13 protein-coding genes are annotated in these 17,340 nt (G+C 42.0%); 8 read left to right on the top strand and 5 right to left on the bottom strand.

From position 1 onward, the window contains the following. Positions 1 to 318: 318 nt before the first annotated feature. Positions 319 to 1,101, bottom strand: a complete 783-nt coding sequence (locus tag A0128_RS03635) for a helix-turn-helix domain-containing protein (protein ID WP_069606276.1) — start codon at positions 1,099 to 1,101, stop codon at positions 319 to 321. Between the two features lie 84 nt (positions 1,102 to 1,185). Here A0128_RS03635 and A0128_RS03630 point away from each other — a divergent pair, with 84 nt between their 5' ends. The 4 genes from A0128_RS03630 (at position 1,186) to A0128_RS03615 (ending at position 5,838) form a co-directional block, all read left to right on the top strand. Beyond that, positions 1,186 to 1,953 (top strand): SDR family oxidoreductase, encoded by a 768-nt coding sequence (locus A0128_RS03630; RefSeq protein WP_069606275.1) that lies wholly within the window; start codon positions 1,186 to 1,188, stop codon positions 1,951 to 1,953. Between the two features lie 116 nt (positions 1,954 to 2,069). Then, positions 2,070 to 2,921, top strand: a complete 852-nt coding sequence (locus A0128_RS03625) for a pirin family protein (RefSeq protein ID WP_069606274.1) — start codon at positions 2,070 to 2,072, stop codon at positions 2,919 to 2,921. Between the two features lie 202 nt (positions 2,922 to 3,123). Continuing rightward, positions 3,124 to 3,882 carry a helix-turn-helix transcriptional regulator gene (locus tag A0128_RS03620; protein ID WP_069606273.1) on the top strand — a complete coding sequence of 253 codons (759 nt, stop codon included), beginning with the start codon at positions 3,124 to 3,126 and terminating at the stop codon, positions 3,880 to 3,882. Between the two features lie 63 nt (positions 3,883 to 3,945). Then, entirely contained in the window at positions 3,946 to 5,838 is a 1,893-nt protein-coding gene (locus tag A0128_RS03615; protein ID WP_069606272.1) for an AMP-dependent synthetase/ligase, read from the top strand. A 399-nt stretch (positions 5,839 to 6,237) separates the two neighbouring features. On the opposite strand, the gene A0128_RS03610 is transcribed toward A0128_RS03615, so the two are convergent. The 4 genes from A0128_RS03610 to dusA form a co-directional block, all read right to left on the bottom strand. Further along, entirely contained in the window at positions 6,238 to 6,750 is a 513-nt protein-coding gene (locus A0128_RS03610; protein WP_069606271.1) for an SRPBCC domain-containing protein, read from the bottom strand. Further along, positions 6,747 to 7,091, bottom strand: a complete 345-nt coding sequence (locus A0128_RS03605; RefSeq protein ID WP_069609088.1) for an ArsR/SmtB family transcription factor — start codon at positions 7,089 to 7,091, stop codon at positions 6,747 to 6,749. Before A0128_RS03605 ends, A0128_RS03610 begins: the two co-directional genes overlap by 4 nt. A 399-nt stretch (positions 7,092 to 7,490) precedes the next feature. Next, entirely contained in the window at positions 7,491 to 9,323 is a 1,833-nt protein-coding gene (locus A0128_RS03600; protein WP_245667193.1) for a PP2C family protein-serine/threonine phosphatase, read from the bottom strand. A gap of 171 nt (positions 9,324 to 9,494) precedes the next feature. Continuing rightward, positions 9,495 to 10,562 carry a tRNA dihydrouridine(20/20a) synthase DusA gene (gene dusA, locus A0128_RS03595; protein ID WP_069609087.1) on the bottom strand — a complete coding sequence of 356 codons (1,068 nt, stop codon included), beginning with the start codon at positions 10,560 to 10,562 and terminating at the stop codon, positions 9,495 to 9,497. A 92-nt stretch (positions 10,563 to 10,654) separates the two neighbouring features. Between dusA and A0128_RS03590 the strand changes: the two genes are divergently transcribed. The 4 genes from A0128_RS03590 to srpA all read left to right on the top strand — a co-directional run bounded on the left by A0128_RS03590 (position 10,655) and on the right by srpA (position 17,096). After that, a complete protein-coding gene (locus A0128_RS03590) occupies positions 10,655 to 11,644 on the top strand; it encodes an LIC10647 family lipoprotein (protein WP_083244044.1) in 990 nt (329 codons plus the stop codon). After that, positions 11,644 to 13,605: a bifunctional tRNA (5-methylaminomethyl-2-thiouridine)(34)-methyltransferase MnmC2/FAD-dependent 5-carboxymethylaminomethyl-2-thiouridine(34) oxidoreductase MnmC1 gene (gene mnmC, locus A0128_RS03585; protein ID WP_069606269.1), complete on the top strand. Its 1,962-nt coding sequence runs from the start codon at positions 11,644 to 11,646 to the stop codon at positions 13,603 to 13,605. The genes A0128_RS03590 and mnmC overlap by 1 nt, the downstream gene beginning before the upstream one ends. Before the next feature lie 166 nt (positions 13,606 to 13,771). Further along, positions 13,772 to 15,646 carry a RecQ family ATP-dependent DNA helicase gene (locus A0128_RS03580; RefSeq protein WP_069606268.1) on the top strand — a complete coding sequence of 625 codons (1,875 nt, stop codon included), beginning with the start codon at positions 13,772 to 13,774 and terminating at the stop codon, positions 15,644 to 15,646. 244 nt (positions 15,647 to 15,890) lie between these two features. Continuing rightward, on the top strand, positions 15,891 to 17,096 hold the full coding sequence (gene srpA, locus A0128_RS03575) for a sigma factor sigX-regulated lipoprotein SrpA (protein ID WP_069609085.1): 1,206 nt from the start codon (positions 15,891 to 15,893) through the stop codon (positions 17,094 to 17,096). Positions 17,097 to 17,340 lie beyond the last annotated feature (244 nt).

The following is a 17,340-nucleotide window of genomic DNA, read 5'->3' as shown; positions in this document are numbered from 1 at the left end:
GAAAGAAGATCATTCCAGAGACCAAGAATCACGGATGAGGCACTTCACCTATTCACTTTCGAGTAAATTCAAATTGGCAATTAGGATGAATTTTTCTAACTTCCTCTCTAATTTTATGCGCAATCGTTAAAGAATCTGTAAAATGAATATCAACCATTTTGATCGGAAACTTAGCTAAGGTTTTAATGTTCACTTTTCTATTAGAGTCTATTAAAATTGTTTCCAGTTTTTTAGAGCCTTCTAAGAATTCGAAATTCGATAGAGGATATAAAAGCTCTTTTAATCCCGACATTTTTGATAAATAATACAATCCTCCTATTATTTCCTGCTAGCGATATTCTCTGATAACAACTTTTCACAAAAGATTCGAGTGACGGAATTTGCAGGTAGAAACATTTCCATACGAAGAAATTTCAAACGAATGTCCAAAGGCGTGCCGGGTGTAGAGATCATACTTACAAAAGATAAATGTTTGTTTTCAAATTCCATTTCCATACACAAGGAGACCTCGCTCTCTTCAATGACTGGTATTTTTTCATAACGAGAAAGATCCAAATTTTTAAGAATTGAATTCAAATCTTCCTCACCAAGAAGAGCTTCCCTTCGGAGCCTGTGCGCCAATATCACCGCCACTTGTTCCCAATTTCGCAAATAAGAACGAATGCCGTTTTCATGAAAGAGTAATTGGATCAGATTTGCGGGTCGAGATTTTCCAGGTAACATTCTTTCGAAAAGAAGTTCTGCACTCTCATTCATTCTTAAAATATCTCTTTGAGCGTTCATCGCAATGGCAGGCGCAGGTAATACACTAGATAAAAAAAGATCCACACTCTCACGGATTCTTTTATTTTCAGGAAGATCAAAATCCATTCGATTCGGTAAGGCAGGTAATCCCGCAGCGATGAGCAAGCCATTCGTCTCTTCTCCTGAAAGATTCAAGGCGCAGGCTATTCTCATGATAGAATCCTTACCCGCATTCGATCGACCGGTTTCAAGAAAACTAATATGTCGAGAAGAGATCCCCGATTCTAAACTTAGATCAAACTGGCTGATCGATTTCTTGGTTCTCCAGTGTTTTAGCAATTCTCCAAATCCATTCATAAGACAATCGTAGGAGGCTTGGTATCTTAGTCAATTACCACACAGGGAATTGACGATGTCGTTGAATAAGTTTAGAATCAATGTATGAATTGGAATAAAAAGAGTGTATTAATCACAGGCTCTTCTCGTGGAATCGGACGTTCGTTAGCGATCCAGCTTGCTAACAGAGGAACAAAATTGATTCTTGCGTCCCGAACCCTCAAAGACTTAGAGATTGTAAAGGAGGAATGTCTTCTAAAGGGAGCAGAGACAACGATAAGTGTTTGTGACGTCTCGCGGGAAGAAGACTGCAAGAGAACGATGGAAGACGTGAAAGAAAATTTCGGAGGTTTGGATGTTTTGATTCTGAATGCAGGCATTGAAGTTCATGGAAATTTTGAAACTCTCGAAATTTCCGATCTAAAAAAAATTGTTCAAATCAATTTCTTGGGGCCGTTACTTCTTACACATTACGCAATCCCCTACCTCAATAAGGGAGGAAGAATCGTAATCGTATCCAGCTTACAAGGGAAAACAGGATTTCCTGGAAGTGCCGTCTACTCCGGAAGTAAACATGCTCTTCACGGCTTTTTCGATTCGTTAAGAATGGAACTCGCGCCTAGGGATATTGGAGTTACCATTGTTTGTCCCGGTGGAGTAGAATCAGACATTCGTCAAGGGAACCACTACGATCAAAAGATGCTTATGCCGACGTCCGAATGTGCGAGACGAATCATTTTAGCCGCTGAGAAAGAGAAACGAGAAGAGATCATGACGTGGAAAGGAAAATTCGGGAATGTTCTTCGTTTATTCTTTCCATCATTAGTAGACAAAATGGTAGAAAATGCGGTAAATAAATTTTACAAAAAGTAAACAATGATTTTCTTCTTTTAAAATTTCCAAAGTGAGTCCCTTGTATTATTATACAATGGTATTGTTTTCTCTAAAATTAGATTTACGGATTTCATTTTTAACGATAACCTGAGGCCATGAAAACGCATAACGTCATACAAAGAGAAATAGAAGAAAAATGGAACCTCATACCCCGCGTTGATTCGCCAATACATAAAGCCGGTATCATTTTGCCGCCTGGTGATTGGGAACGTTTTGATCCGTTCCTTTTGATGGCAGAGGACAACATGCGAAAAGGAGCATTTGATTTTCATCCCCATCGTGGTATTGAAACCGTATCTTATATGATTGATGGTGTAATGGATCATAGGGACAACGCAGGGAACAAAGGAACATTAAATAAAGGTGATACACAATGGATGAGCGCAGGAAAGGGTCTGTTGCATTTGGAAGAAGCCCCAGAAGGTCACTTCGCTCATCTACTGCAATTGTGGGTAAATTTACCGGCTGATAAAAAAATGAGCGAGCCGCGATATCAGGATATTTTGTATCGTGATACTCCGATACGGAATGAAGATGGAGTTCAATACCGGGTTATTTCAGGATCTTCCGGCGATGTAAAATCGAACACTCAAAATTATGCAAACGTTACCATGGTCGAAATTACGATAAAGGCCGGCCATACTGCTAAACAGGATCTAAAGCCGGACTACAATGGATTTTTATATGTATTGGAAGGGAACGGGATCTTTGGAGCCGATCAGGTTCGCGCCGGGAAACAGGAACTCCTTTGGATGAAACCTTCCGTTGAATACGACAGCGAAATCCAAGTGCATGCCATTCAGGATTTGAAAGTGCTCTTGATCGCCGGCAAACCGCTGCGAGAACCGGTCTTTGCACACGGCCCTTTTGTGATGAATACGGAAGAACAAATCATCCAAGCTTTTGCTGATTACAGATCGGGCAAATTTGGAGAGTGGATCCATTAAGAGGAAAGCGGAAGCGAAAATGTAGGATCAAAGGAAGAAGGTGAACTTGCTTCGTATTGATGAGTTTTATATTCTATGCTTCCTTTAAGTGATTCCACTTTGTAATCAGAAATCGCTCTACTAACATCTCGGCCGTAACACAGAGGTGCTCGGAGCTTCATTTAAGCTCGCCGGATATTCCGGGTTTTGAGATTCAAGGAATATGAAGCAATTTTTAATATGGAATGATTTTGCTACATATCGAGGTGAAGGATTTTTAACAGGACGTCACAGTCATTTTTATATTCAGATTAGTTTACCCGATGAAGGCCGTGTTCAATTACGCACTCGCGACGGCGACTGGAAGACATATAACTCGGTTTTTATTCCATCCGGTGTAAGTCACGAAATGCGACGAGTTGAAGGTAATTTAACATTACTTTTTCTAGATCCATTGACCACAGGGAATCATCTTTTTTACGAAAGAAGTTTGGCGGCTAATCACTCCGCATTTGAAGTTGGTGATATATTTACTGACAAAAGAAAGGATCAGATAACGTCCATTCTAAATACGTCCGATACGAAAGTACGAACACAACTTCTTGATATTCTAAATAAAGATTTTCCGAGGAGAGGAAAGGACGAGTTGGATGAGCGTATTCAAAAAAGCATTTCCAATGTAGAGCTTGACGATTTCTCTCTTACCAGTTTAGCTTTTGAAGCTCGATTATCGGTCGAACGTTTTCGTCATCTTTTTAGACAGGAAACCGGTGTCCCTTTTTCTGCCTATCGCCTTTGGTTAAAAACAAAGAAGGCTGTCGATAATTTGGCGAATCACCCGCACTTGCTTGATGCAGCCTATGAAGGAGGATTTGCCGACCAATCTCATTTTACGCGTATTTTCCGCCGATCATTCGGAATTAGTCCCTCCGACTTTACAAAAAAGAACGAGCCTTTCAGTGCGATCTTCTTTTCAAAATAGCCGCTTCGTTCAAGATCCTTTTTCTAAAATTTGATATCGTCTCGATATCGGAGAGAAAGAAAAATGAGTTCAAAAGTCACAGCAAAAAACTTAGCGGAATTGTATTATGATTCGGCGCAGAAATACGGGGACAAGGCGGCATTTGGAACAAGAAATAAAAACAAAATATTTGTTATCGTAACGTTTCGTGAAGTATATGAGACAGGTGTAGCGCTCGCAACGGGGTTAATGGCTGAATTGGGATTGAAAGCTCGCGAACATGTGGCCGTCTTATCGGAGAATAGAAAGGAATGGATCATTGCAAACTATGGAATATTGTTAAGCGGTGCCGCCGATGTTCCACGGGGAACGGATGTAACAGATGGAGATATTCGTTATATTCTCCCTCATTCAGACGCAAAAATTGTATTCGTTGAAAATGAATCTATATTGAGAAAGGTGCAGAAGAATCTAAACCATCTGCCGAACGTTACACATATCGTCCTTATGGATGACGAAGCGAACATTACGGATAAAAAAATCATTCGAATGGCGGACCTAATTGCGAAAGGAAAAAAATTGCGAGCGTCCGGTGACCACAAAGTGGAAGAACGAGTCGCAGCGATTCAGCCCGATGATCTATTTACCATCATCTATACCTCCGGCACGACTGGAGAACCGAAAGGTGCCATGTTAACTCATGCCAATATGATCTCGCAATTGCGTAACATTCCGATAGATATCGGTCCTAAGGATCGATTCCTTTCGATTTTACCCGTGTGGCACAGCTTCGAAAGAGTTTTTCAGATGGGAACGATCGCGATGGGAGCCGGGCAGTATTACACGAATGTACGAAATATTAAGGAAGATTTATTGATTGTTAAACCTACCTTTATGGCATCGGCGCCACGCTTGTGGGAAAATATCTTCCACGGGATTCAGTCAAAAATCCAATCGGGATCGGCGGTAAAAAGAATCTTATTTAAGAGCGCCTATTTTTGTGCTCTAAAGGTTCAACGTGCTTTGCATTTTTTCCGAGGGAATCGTCTGGATTTAAAAGGAAGAAATATTCTACAATCATTATCGATGGGCGGACAATCTCTTTTAACAATCATCGCATTCACTATTCCTTATATACTTCTTGATCTGATTGTTCTTAATAAAATTCGACAGGCAACCGGCGGAAAACTGCGTGGTACAGTTTCAGGCGGAGGAGCGCTTCCTCTTCATATTGATGAATTTTTTAATGCGATTGGAATCCCTCTGTTCGAAGGATACGGTTTAACCGAAACCTCTCCAGGCATTGCATTCCGTACACCGGATCATTTGGTAATCGGAAGTGTGGGCCCGCTTTTTCCCGAAGTGGAAATACTTTTAAAAGATGTGGAGAGCGGAAAAATTTTGTATCCGCCTAAAAAAGGTGTGAAAGGGGAAATTCATGTACGCGGCCCTCAAATCATGAAAGGTTACTATAAACGTCCTGAAGTTACAGCCAAAGTTCTAACCAAGGATGGCTGGCTTAATACCGGTGATCTTGGGATGATTACGTATAACAACACACTCCAAATAGTGGGTAGGACAAAAGAAACCGTAGTTTTACTCAATGGAGAGAATATCGAACCTGTCCCCATTGAAAACAAACTTGCACAATCACCCTTTATCGATCAGATCATGGTCGTTGGACAGGATCAAAGATTTTTAGGAGCCTTAGTTCTCCCCGTCCTCGATCAGTTTCAAGACTTTGGAAAAACATATCAAGAACTCGCAGCCAATCCAATTGTGCGAGAAAAAATCATGCGCGAAGTTAAAGATGCAATGAATTCAGAAAATGGATTTAAGAGTTTTGAAAAGGTTGGAGATATTCGTTTGCTACCAAAGGCGTTCGAAGTAGGAGATGAACTTTCTGCGAAAATGTCCATCAAACGACATATAATCACGGAAAAATACCAAGGATTAATCGATTCAATGTATCAATGAATTTTGTCTCTGAAGTTGTTTTTTTTGAACAAGCTATCGTAACTTAAGTAAATTTGAATATACGGCGTGCGCGGCGAGAATCTGGCTTCGCACGATTCCTTAAATTCTTCTGTCGCAGTCAACACGTCTTCTACTTCCTGTAAAAAAGGATCTTCTCAAAAATTCGCGCAACGGATATTGGAGTTTTTTTAACTTTTCAATCAATCAAAAAGAATTATAGAAGAAGCCTTCTCCTGGCTTCTACAAAAACATTCCGATATAGGATCAATCCCCGAAATCACATTATCGAATGATTGCGTAACGGAAACACCATTACGTTTTTCTAAAATAGAGCCGATCCCTTGCGACATTACGAAAACGAGAAACATGCCGCAAAGATCACAGCGAAGTGTTTTAGATCTATTTTGCGAGCTCCAATAATAATTTATCGAGTTGTTGGAAGAGTATTACCCAACCATCGGCCGCGCCGAGTTCCATCTGGCGTATTTCGGATGAAGCATATTTCCAGACGTGTGTCATGAGCGTTAGATTGCCTTCTGTCGTGAAGGCACGTGACTCGACGGTAGCGTCTGGATTTTCAGGACCATCCGGATTAAACGCCGACATGTCCGTAGCGTAATTCTCATTATTCGCCAATTTCTCAGGAACAATCACCTCGAGAAATTTTCCATAAATACCCATTTTGGTTCCTTTTGAGTCCACAAAAACATAGAGGTATTTGCCACCGACCTTAAGGTCGTTCTCACAAGTGTCAAGCGACCAGCCTTCAGGACCAGTCAGCCAGCGACGAATCAGCTCGGGTTTGGTGAAGCAGTCGAATACCAATTCACGCGGTGCGGCGAAATAGCGTGTGAGCACGACTTCGGTTTCGCCTCGAAGCTCTACCTTCACTTCTTTTTGATCTGTTTTCATTTTTGTTGATCTCCTTTTGTTTGTATCGTCTGCAATTCTTCGAGTAACCCGTCGAGTATTTGGTAACGTTTCTCCCACATCTGGCGGTATTTCTCAATCCAATCTATGGCTTTTTTGAGCGGCGCAGTTTCAAGTCGGCGCGGGCGCTCCTGTGCGCGGATCGTGGTTGAAATAAGACCAGCCTCCTCCAAAACTTTGAGATGCCGCGAAATGGCCGGCTGGCTCATTTTGAAAGGTTTAGCGAGTTCCATAACCGTTGAATCACCCTTCGCGAGGCGCATGAGTATTGCGCGGCGAGTGCTGTCAGCGAGTGCGGCAAAGGTAGAATCGAGGTTTTGCATAGCTAAATTATTATATAAACATATAGCTATATAAGAAAACGAAGTCAATTCTTTTTTATCGAAATCTTTTACGCGATACAATTCGTTAGCTGTTCTTCCAGGAGCATCGTTTTTCGGGCATCCACGACAAAATCAATAGAATCTCTATAAAAGCAATTTTATCATTTTTCGATGGAGTTCCATAAAGGGAGTTAGGCAGATAAGGGAATTTTACAGTAAGAACAGGTCTTTGGATAATACCCGATGATTAGATACTTCGTTGAATCAGCGTAATAGTAAAAAGATTGAGATGAGGGAATTTTGAGTTAAAACGATCTTTAACGGTGAGTTGAGTTGGCTTTTAGCGAGGGATCATTCGGCTTGAATGTGTAGGATCGCGGGTGAGTTGAGAATCCTTTGCTACATTATATCCACAGTCAAGTAAGTCAGATCGTCGGGAATCTTAGAGGAAGAAAAAGATCGCACCGTTGCCAAGATCTCTTCGTTCAGATTTCTCGGATTTCGAAAAAAATTATTCTTCAAAACTTCCAGAAGTCTCCTTTCTCCAAAAATCTCTCTCTCCGGGCTGAGGGCCTCCGTGACTCCGTCCGTATAAAAGAAAAATCGATCTCCCGTTTTCAGAGCGATCGTATAAGTTTCCGGTTCTATCGTTTTCAACATCCCCAGAATCATTCCCCTTCCCTTTAGAAATTCAGGTTCGGCAGGTTCTTCTCGAATCAAAACGGGAGGGGGATGCCCCGCCACGGAATATCGAAATTCGTCCTTTTCGAGATCATAAAGACAGACAAAGGCGGATATAAAATTCTTCTCCAAAACCTGAAACATCCGGTTGTTCAATTCGGAAAGAATTTTAGAAGGCTCCTCCATCTTTCGACTCAATTCCAAAAACGAAACCTTGAGCATCGAAGAAACAAGAGCGGACGCGACCCCGTGACCCAAAACGTCGCAGAGAATAAACATTACCTTTTTCTCATTTAGAATATGATAATCTAAGAAATCCCCTCCGACCTGATCCACGGGAATATAAACCGAGTTTACTGACAAACGATGAATTCTTCCGTCGAGCTGAGGGATCAATCTTGTTTGTAAATTGGCGGCCATTCCCAATTCTTCATGAAGAATCCGGTTTTGTTTTTTCAACTCTTCGGTTCTTTTCTCCACTTTCGCTTCCAGAGTGGTGTTTAATTTTTTTAATTCGGAATGGGCTCTTGCGTTTTGATAGGAAATACTCACGGCTCCTGAAATCAAAAGCGCGAAAAAACCGTATTGAGATAAGAACATATTCTTTCCGGAAACGTTATCCAAAACGACGTCTATGATCGCGAAGATCGCAAGCAATCCGACGCCCCCGACCATGATCAGAGCTTCCATGAGCTTCTTTCTCAACTCGGCATAAAAGATCGGAACAAGAAGTAAGAACATGGAAAACAAAATTCCTTCCCACGCATAAACGAGTAAAACCCTTTGTGTTCCGTCGAGTTCTAAAAAATGCAATGCTCCGATCACAAGACTGGACTTCATGATCATCTTCGCCGCAGTTCCCGTCTTTTTTCGGAACAACGCATACAAAAAATATAATATACAAGTCGGAAATACCGTCTGAGCCAAAAAGAAGGATCGAGACAAAACTCCAAAGGGAACGTCTATGTAATTCATCTTATGAAGAAGGGGCAATCTCCAAAAAACAAAAAGAAAGGCTGATATGGAAAGAAAGATGCTCGCTCTGGAATAACGATTGAGAGAATACGAAATCGATTGTTGTAAAAAAACTCCTAAAAATAAAACGATGAGAACGAGTTGGAGGGCGTCTTCCTGTATCAGAGTGTCCTTGAGTTCGTCAAAGTCGCCTAACTTAGGAATACTTCTAAAAATTCCGCAGTGAAATCCGAGTTCCTGACATTCGATTTCGATTCGAATCGTATTCTTCTTTCCTTTTTCAATCCATTCGAGAGGAATTTTATACAAACGACTTCGAAACCAAGCGGGAGAATACGGATCCATCTCGCCAGTTTTTCCGATGAGCTTATCGTTAAAGTAAACTCTGTCTGCGGATTGAATTCTATCTAAGAAAATTCCTTGCGATCCGGAAGGAGAAGAATCCGGATATTCGACCGAGACCGTATAATATCCTTTGATCGGAATCTCAAAACCTTGGCTCGTTAAACCGACTCCGGGAAGAATGGATTTAAAACTTCTTCCGTCTACGCTATAGTATTCCCATCCTTCGCTCAATAGCTGAACCTTTTCTGGATCGATCGGTTCCGAGTATACTGCGGAGGTAATTAGACATAATAGAAATAGTCCGAATAAAATCGGTTTCATATAAAAAGAGGGGATCAAACTAACTTTGCTTATGCGTGTGTAAAGTTAAATTTGAATCGGAATCAAAAGAATGAAGGAACGCTATAAAGAAACGATCGTAGATTCTAAGTTTTCCGAATTTGAAGTGCGCTTTTGGGAAGGAATGAAATCTAACGCAAAGTCAGGAATCTCTTGAGCCGCGTTTTTTAAAAGATCGCGAGAATAATGCGAAAACATTTTCTCCGTAAGAATTCTTCGATAACTGCGCGCGCCCTTCTCCGCGTGAAACAAACCCAAAAGATGTTTTAAGACAAAGTGAGGTTTGGCGTTTGTGTCGTTCAAAAGAAGACGATCGATATAATCTTGCATCCGATTCAAAATTTCTCTTCTACTCAAAGAGGAAGTATCGTCTTGAAAGAACAAGGAATCGAGTTCCGAAAAAAGATAAGGAGTTTCATACGCAGCTCTTCCGATCATAACTCCGTCGTTCTTCTTGAGTCTTTCTTTGATCTCTTCGTAAGTGCGAATCCCGCCGTTGATTTCAACTACCAGATCGGGAAACGTTTTCTTGATAAGTTCCACGTCCGTATAACGCAAAGGAGGAATTTGCCGATTCTGCGCGGGAGAAAGACCGCCCAGGATCGCGATTCTTGCGTGAATGATAAAACGTCTTACGCCCGCTTCCTTTACGGTTTCAATAAATCTACAAAGATCTTCAAAACTTTCTTTTCCGGGAATTCCGATTCTACACTTAACGGTGACCGGAATGGAAACGGAAGCGTCCATAGCGGCAACGAGCTCGGCAACTTTCTCCGGAGTTTCCATCAAACACGCTCCGAAGTTTCCTTCGCGCACACGATCGCTCGGACAACCTACATTCAGATTGACCTCAGAATATCCGTAGTCTTCACTGATCTTAGAACATTCTGCGAGAGCCTTTGGATTGTCGCCACCCAACTGAATCGCAAGCGGTAATTCTTCCGGATTGTATGATAAGAATCGTTTTCTATCTCCGTGAAGAATCGCGCCCGTATGAATCATCTCCGTATAAAGAAACGTATGTTTGGAAATCATTCTGAAAAGATAACGAAAATGACGATCGGTCCAGTCCATCATAGGAGCCAGAGAAACCGGATATGGTTTTGGAATTTTTGCGCCGATCTCGATCATACAACTTCTTACCAGAGTTTTTTTTCTAAGCCCTTCGGTCAAGGATCCTCTTTCATTCCTTTGTCTTCGAATCATGCGAGAAACAAAAAACGATGATCCTTTCGAAGAAAAATTCCCTATTTCACGTTATCTTCGGATTCTTACAAAGAACGATACGATTCTCACTTCTCTTAACATTTTTCACTTTCTATTCTTCTTGTAGAACGTTAGAATCTTTTTTCGAAACGATCGTACTTACGGGAGGTGTGGATTCGACTCGTCTTACATTTTCCACAAATTATAGTCCCTTAGAAAACGTGATTCGAACAAACGCAGGAACCAAAGAATCTGCGACGCCGGATCGAACCGTAAACCAAGATCCGTTCAAGTCGGTTCCATTTTATACGATCGGATCGATTCCAAGAAGAATTCCCGGAACACCCTTTGAAGGATATTTGAAATATCTAAACTACGTTGCTTACGGTTTGACTCTGACCGCTCCTAGAACGTTTCGAGGAAACCTTCTTAACTTTCCGGACGACGGACGTCTTGCAACAAACTTAGTCGAACAAGTCGCATACGGATTGTATCCCCTTCCCGATCCATTTGGTAGAAAGTCGGAATATCTCTACTCGGATTACCAAGCCTATGCCACCATCTATCTTCTGTTTTTAGAATTTCAAAATTGGAATTTCGGAGCCGGGTTCAACGTTGGATTTAGCGTGTATGACTTCGACGTATTGGAAAAAAATGTGAGAATATCCTCTTCTCGAAACCGAGTGCGGTTGGTTACCGGTCTGAAATTTTTGTACGAATACAATATCGGAAGATTTTTGGAAGATTCCATCTTTTACAACACGTATCTTTATTTCGAAATATCGCGGCTCACTTCGGAAAGCGATCCGATCAAACAAACGATTCCTACTTCGACCGGAGGGACCGTTCCCGATCTTTATCTTACGATGGATACGTATCGAATCGGAGTTCGAAAAGAAATTCAGTTGTCTCGTCCCTCTGCGGAAGAATCCATGAGAAGAGACAGCGGTCCAACGCGAGAATCCTCTCCTCCCAAACAAACCGAACCCGTACCTCCGAGAATCTAATGTTATCCTGGAAAGAAAATCTAACTCCGATCTCCGAACAATTCGGAGACATTTACTTTTCCCCTGAAAACGGAATGGAAGAAACAAAACACGTCTTTATCGAAGGAAACAATCTCACACAAAGATGGGAGGATCCGAATCTGCAAAAATCGTTTGCGATCTTAGAATTAGGATTCGGAACCGGACTCAACTTTCTAACGACATGGAAAGAATATTCCAAACACAGAGATCTATTTCGGCTTCATTACATTTCCATTGAAAAGTTTCCTCTAAACAAAGAAGAAATCGCAAAAGCGCTTTCCGTATTTCCCGAACTTCTCGAATACAAAGAAGAATTTCTAAATTCTTATCAAGATCTCATCCCAGGAATGAATTACTTTCGGTTTCAAAACGGAAGGATTCATCTGACGTTATTTTTGGGGGACGTCAAGGACGCGTTAGTCGAAATATCAGGAAAAGTCGACGCGATCTTTTTGGACGGTTTTGCTCCTTCTAAAAATCCGGACATGTGGGAAGAATCGATTCTGATTCATCTAAGACGAGTTTGTAAAATGGGAACTACGTTTTCCACGTTCACGGTCGCGAGAATGGTCCGAGACTCTTTGACCGCTTGCGGTTTTCATCTCGAAAAACGTCCGGGCTTCGGGAGAAAAAGAGAAATGCTCGTTGGAACGTATTCTCCAACCGAAGAAAAATCGGATGAGTCGACTCCAAAGGAAAAACCCTGGCGGCAACGTTTGTTTTCCAATCCGGAAACAAAGACGGCCGCAATCATCGGAGCCGGAATCGCGGGTTCCGCCTTGGCTTATTCCTTATCCAAACGCGGAATCCGAGTGACCGTCATCGATCCGTCCGGGATCGCAAACGAAGCCTCCGGAATTCCAGGAGCGATTTCGCATCCTCATATCACAAAACTTCCCACGCCGACGAGCCTTTTCACGTTACGCGCCTTTCGATACGCATTGCATTTTCTTTCTTCCTTTGCTGACAAAAAAGAATTTAAAACTTCCGGTCTTTTTCACGGAGTCACCGAAGAGATGAGTTCCGAAAGACTCAAGAAAGGATTGGAGAATCATCAACTTTCGGAAGGGATCGTGGTTTGGAAAGAAACATCGAACGATTCTCAAAACAAAAACGATTTGGAAAAAGAAATGGGAAACGGAGTTTTTTTCCAAAAAGGATTTTGGACCCAGCCGAACTCTTTAGCAAAAAGATTGATCGACCAGCCCTCGATAGAATTCATTCCAAAAACTGCGTCTGCGGTTCAATCCAACGCGTCCGGTTGGAAAATAAAATTTTCGGACTCCGAAGAAGATCTACATTCTGATTCTGTTATATTCTGTAATTCTCATGGAATCGGAGAATTGCTCGATCCTATCCTGGGAGAGAAATTCTTACCGATCAAAAAAGTCCGAGGACAATTGTTGGTTCTAAAAGAAACGGAACCTTCCTCTCGACTTCCAAGCATTCTCTGCGCGGAACATTATCTCACCCCTTCCATCGAGGGAGAACATATCCTCGGTTCCACCTTTGACGAATTCGATCTCGATCCCAAAACGAGAACAAAGGACACAAAGGAACTCCTACAATACATTCAAAAAAAATATCCGAGTTTGAATTGGAACGAAGAATCGGTTCTTACCGAAAGAGTCGGCTTTCGAGCCCAGACTCCGGATCGTTTTCCCATCCTCGGGCCGGTCCTTTCTCCGCAAGAATTTACAAACGCCTACAAAGGAATCGAACTTCCCCGCAATCGAACCAAAAATTTTCCGATCCTAAAACCGATTCCCGGTCTTTTTGTTTTCGGAGCCTTGGGTTCCAGAGGAATTTTGAGTTCTTTTTTAGGTGCGGAGATTTTAGCTTCTTTGATACTGGATGAACCCGCCCCCGTGGAATCTTCTTTATTGGAAGCATTGCATCCGAGTCGATTCCTATATCGAAAGATACGAAGTCTGGACTAAATCTGGCGCCTTTTGTATCAACGCAGATCAAGGCTTCGTCCTCGAAGGAAAGCGGATATCGCGGAATCGAAGAAACAAATCGATTCCGGTGATTCTTGGAGAGATAAATATAAATCGATAAACCCGGTTCCAGATCCAAAGAAAGAAATTTATGTAAACGGATTCCATGAACTCAGAAGTAAATAAAAAGTTTAAAGATTTAGAATCGGCCCTCAAAGAAGTCTGGGGGCTCCCGCAATTCCGAAAAGGACAAAAGGAAGCGATCGAATCCGTTCTCGAAGGGAACGACACGTTAGTCATCCTTCCTACCGGCGGAGGAAAGTCCCTCATCTATCAGCTCCCTTCCGTTTTAGAGGAAGGATCTCTTACCCTCGTCATATCTCCTCTGATCGCTCTCATGAAAGATCAAGTCGATTCTCTTAAAGCAAAGGGGATCACCGCGGAATATTGTAATTCCACTCAAGACGATCTCGAACAGTTGAGAATTCTGAGCCGGGCCGCAACGGGAAAAATCCAGATTCTTTATCTATCTCCCGAAAAAGCTCTGAGCAGACAAGTGCTCGAAATTCTCCCCAAACTTCCTCTTAAAAGAATCGCCGTAGACGAAGCTCATTGTGTTTCTCAGTGGGGTCACGACTTCAGACCCGAATACAGAAAACTCTACGAACTCCGGGATAAATTCCCGAAGAAGATTCCGGTCATTGCGTTAACCGCCACCGCGACGCAAAGAGTCATCAAAGACATTTCCGATTCCCTGGGTTTAAAAGAACCTTCGCTTATCAAAGGAAGTTTTTACAGAGAAAACCTAAACTTCTCCATTCTTTTTCCTCAAAACGAAACCTTCCGCGAAAGCCAACTTTTGAAAATTCTCATCCGAGGCAATTTCCAAAAATCGACAAGCGGAAGAGCGATCATCTATTGCGCGACCAGACAAAAGGTAGAATCGGTTTACGATTTTCTAAAGAAGAATGGATTCAAAGTAGGAAAGTATCACGCGGGAAGAACCGGCTCGAGTAGAGAAAAAGCACAGGATGGTTATTCGACCGGAAAGACAAACATACTCGTGGCGACTAACGCGTTCGGGATGGGTCTTGATAGTCCCGACGTAAGAATGGTGATTCACTATCAAACTCCTGCGTCTCTGGAAAGTTATTATCAAGAAGCCGGGAGAGCGGGAAGAGACGGAAAGGATTCGGATTGTATTCTCTTCTATCATCCTTCCGATCTTGTCACTCAAAGTTTTATCATCGGAAAAGAATCCAATCGTAAAGGAGGAGAGACCCTTCTTTCCTACGTCAAAGATTACGCGGTTTCCAATCAGTGCAGACAACAAATTCTTTGTTCTTATTTCGGAGAAGCAATTCCGGAATGTAAGACCTGCGATATCTGTTTAGAAAAAGAATCCGAAGAGGAACTTCCGACATCGGGAAGAGACGAGTTTCTCAAAAGAGAAGAAGATAAAAAACAGAAAAAAGAACAAAAAGAAAAATACGATTTTTCAAATGAAGAATTAAATACGATCGAAGAATTGCTCGAACTCATTCCCGGAAAATTCGGAAAAAGAATGATCGCAGGAGTTTTGAGAGGTTCACGTTCAAACGAAATTCTTAGAAAAAAACTAGATAGAACTCCCGTTTACGGATCTCTCCGCTCCGTTCCGGAGGAGGCCATCTTAAGAATCCTGGACGAATGGATTTCCGAAAAAAAAGTAAAAATCGTCGGAGATAAATATCCAAAACTCATCCTAACATCCACCGTAATCGTAAGAACTCCCCGTAAGAAAAAAGAAGAAAGCGCCGACCCGGAGCGCAAAACTCTTCCGGCAAAAAACGTCGTACAAGAACTCAAAAATTTTCGAGACAGAGAAGCTCGAAGAAGAAAGTGGAAAAAGTTTATGGTTCTTCAAAATCCGGTCATAGCACAAATTGCTCAGGCGATGCCCGAAACCCCGGAAGAACTTTCGCTCATCAAGGGAATGGGTTCCGCGAAAGTCGAAAAGTTCGGAAATGATATCTTGAGAATATTAGAAAAATGGAAATAAGAATTTTGATTTTTACAAACCTAGCATTTTTCTAATCGTCGTCTTTGTTTCATTCATGAAAGCAATGTGTATAGTTATAATCTGATTACACTTTTAGTCGAAATCGAATCTGATTCTTCTCTAATCTTTCCCATTTTTTAACAAAACCTGTCTCGATTCTTCTCCAATCTCTCTATATTTCTTTTGCGATTTCATTGGAGGTTTTAACACGATGAAACTGAATCAATATAGACTCAATTTTAGAATGCTTCCCGTTGCGGCGTTCTTTACTCTCTTTCTATTCTTGATGGATTGTAACTCAAAGAAGAAGGATGATTCGAGCAATTTGTTGTTGGCGTTGCTTGGAATTGCCGCGGGTGGAAGTAATGCGGAATTCAAACTCACTACCGCAACCGCAATGGCGGGGGCTCGGGTTTCCAACTCTTCCGGTTTTCTCGTCGGCCCCAATGCATCCGGATTTCTAATCGATTTAGCGGGTGATAATCCCCTCAACTACGGAGACGGCGACGCTTTCTCGGATCACTTCTTAACACCTGCAGCTGTATCGATGGAAGTTTGTCAAATTTTAGCGTATAAGAAGGTTGCAAAAGGCGGTCCTGCTCCCGGAACCGAAACGATAGAGAATGCCGACTTTAGACCATTTAAACTGGGAAACAACAACGTGCCCGGCGGCGCTCCCGATCTTGGTCCCTGCTCCGGTTTTATGTCCGTCGCCCTCAAAGTCGGAGAAGGCACTACCGGTTCTGCTTATCTTCCAATCTCCCCCATTCCTTCCGAGGTCAGCGCCGACTATGACAGAATTGGAATTATCGTAAGAGGATTTTCTTATTATTTTGAACCAAATGTTGTCCCCGAAAATTCCTATCGTTACGTGGATTTACTCCTGAACAACCCTTCTCCTCAGATGAGTAGAGGGGAAGTCAGTACAAAAATTTTCGGTAACGGTTGTCCGGTGTCCTTTACCAATTCAGCGGGTTTTATTCTCAATCAATTACTTCCTGCCGGAGAAACACTTATGAGCTCCTGTACCTTTGTAGAATCCGCTGTGGATTCTTCTTCCGGATCTTTTCTCGCTATCCCAGGATTCAATTACTTCAGTTATCCCGGAGCATTCTTAAACACGCCTGTGAACCCAGGAGTAAACTACACATCGGCGAATCAAAAACTGAAATTCAAAAGCCCCGCGAGTATGAACGGAATTCCCGCCACGACACCTTATATACTCGTAGTCGATCTAGATAACTCGAACCCCGGAAAATCGAATCTTCTTTTCAACCTTTCCGTTGAAAACGTTTTGTTCTGGGACTCGAGTTCCGCAGACAATGTTTTTTCACCTCAGCTCGACGCGGCCGATAGACCGAATGCAACGGATGGGAACGACAACTTAACGAACGCAGCCAGAAGAAACGTGATCTTTCACTTACCGACGATCTTGAGCGAATATAAATGATAGGAAAGTTTCTTCTATAAAGATTCCATCTTAATTGTAGAAGAATCGACTCATCACAATCTGCCTAACACAGAAAGGAGCCCCGTGCTCCTTTCTGTGTTTGCTTAGAACGGCCTCGCGATGGAGAATTTCGGTTTAAATTTTACGGATAAGAATAAGATTTCCCTGCCTTTGAGTAAATCAAACACGGAAATCTTTTCAATTTTAATTTTTCAAATGATAATAAGTTCGGAGTAAGAATAAT

The sequence above is a fragment of the Leptospira tipperaryensis genome (assembly GCF_001729245.1).
Taxonomy (GTDB): Bacteria; Spirochaetota; Leptospiria; order Leptospirales; family Leptospiraceae; genus Leptospira; species Leptospira tipperaryensis.
This window is presented reverse-complemented; position numbering and strand designations above follow the sequence as displayed.

Excerpts from the sequence above, each read along its gene's own strand:
- A0128_RS03625 (WP_069606274.1), top strand. The coding sequence starts at position 2,070 with ATGAAAACGCATAACGTCATACAAAGAGAAATAGAAGAAAAATGGAAC.
- A0128_RS03630 (WP_069606275.1), top strand. The coding sequence starts at position 1,186 with ATGAATTGGAATAAAAAGAGTGTATTAATCACAGGCTCTTCTCGTGGA.
- A0128_RS03590 (WP_083244044.1), top strand. The coding sequence starts at position 10,655 with ATGATCCTTTCGAAGAAAAATTCCCTATTTCACGTTATCTTCGGATTC.
- A0128_RS03610 (WP_069606271.1), bottom strand. The coding sequence starts at position 6,750 with ATGAAAACAGATCAAAAAGAAGTGAAGGTAGAGCTTCGAGGCGAAACC.
- srpA (WP_069609085.1), top strand. The coding sequence starts at position 15,891 with ATGCTTCCCGTTGCGGCGTTCTTTACTCTCTTTCTATTCTTGATGGAT.
- A0128_RS03615 (WP_069606272.1), top strand. The coding sequence starts at position 3,946 with ATGAGTTCAAAAGTCACAGCAAAAAACTTAGCGGAATTGTATTATGAT.
- A0128_RS03620 (WP_069606273.1), top strand. The coding sequence starts at position 3,124 with ATGAAGCAATTTTTAATATGGAATGATTTTGCTACATATCGAGGTGAA.
- A0128_RS03580 (WP_069606268.1), top strand. The coding sequence starts at position 13,772 with ATGAACTCAGAAGTAAATAAAAAGTTTAAAGATTTAGAATCGGCCCTC.
- A0128_RS03635 (WP_069606276.1), bottom strand. The coding sequence starts at position 1,101 with ATGAATGGATTTGGAGAATTGCTAAAACACTGGAGAACCAAGAAATCG.
- mnmC (WP_069606269.1), top strand. The coding sequence starts at position 11,644 with ATGTTATCCTGGAAAGAAAATCTAACTCCGATCTCCGAACAATTCGGA.
- dusA (WP_069609087.1), bottom strand. The coding sequence starts at position 10,562 with ATGATCGAGATCGGCGCAAAAATTCCAAAACCATATCCGGTTTCTCTG.
- A0128_RS03605 (WP_069609088.1), bottom strand. The coding sequence starts at position 7,091 with ATGCAAAACCTCGATTCTACCTTTGCCGCACTCGCTGACAGCACTCGC.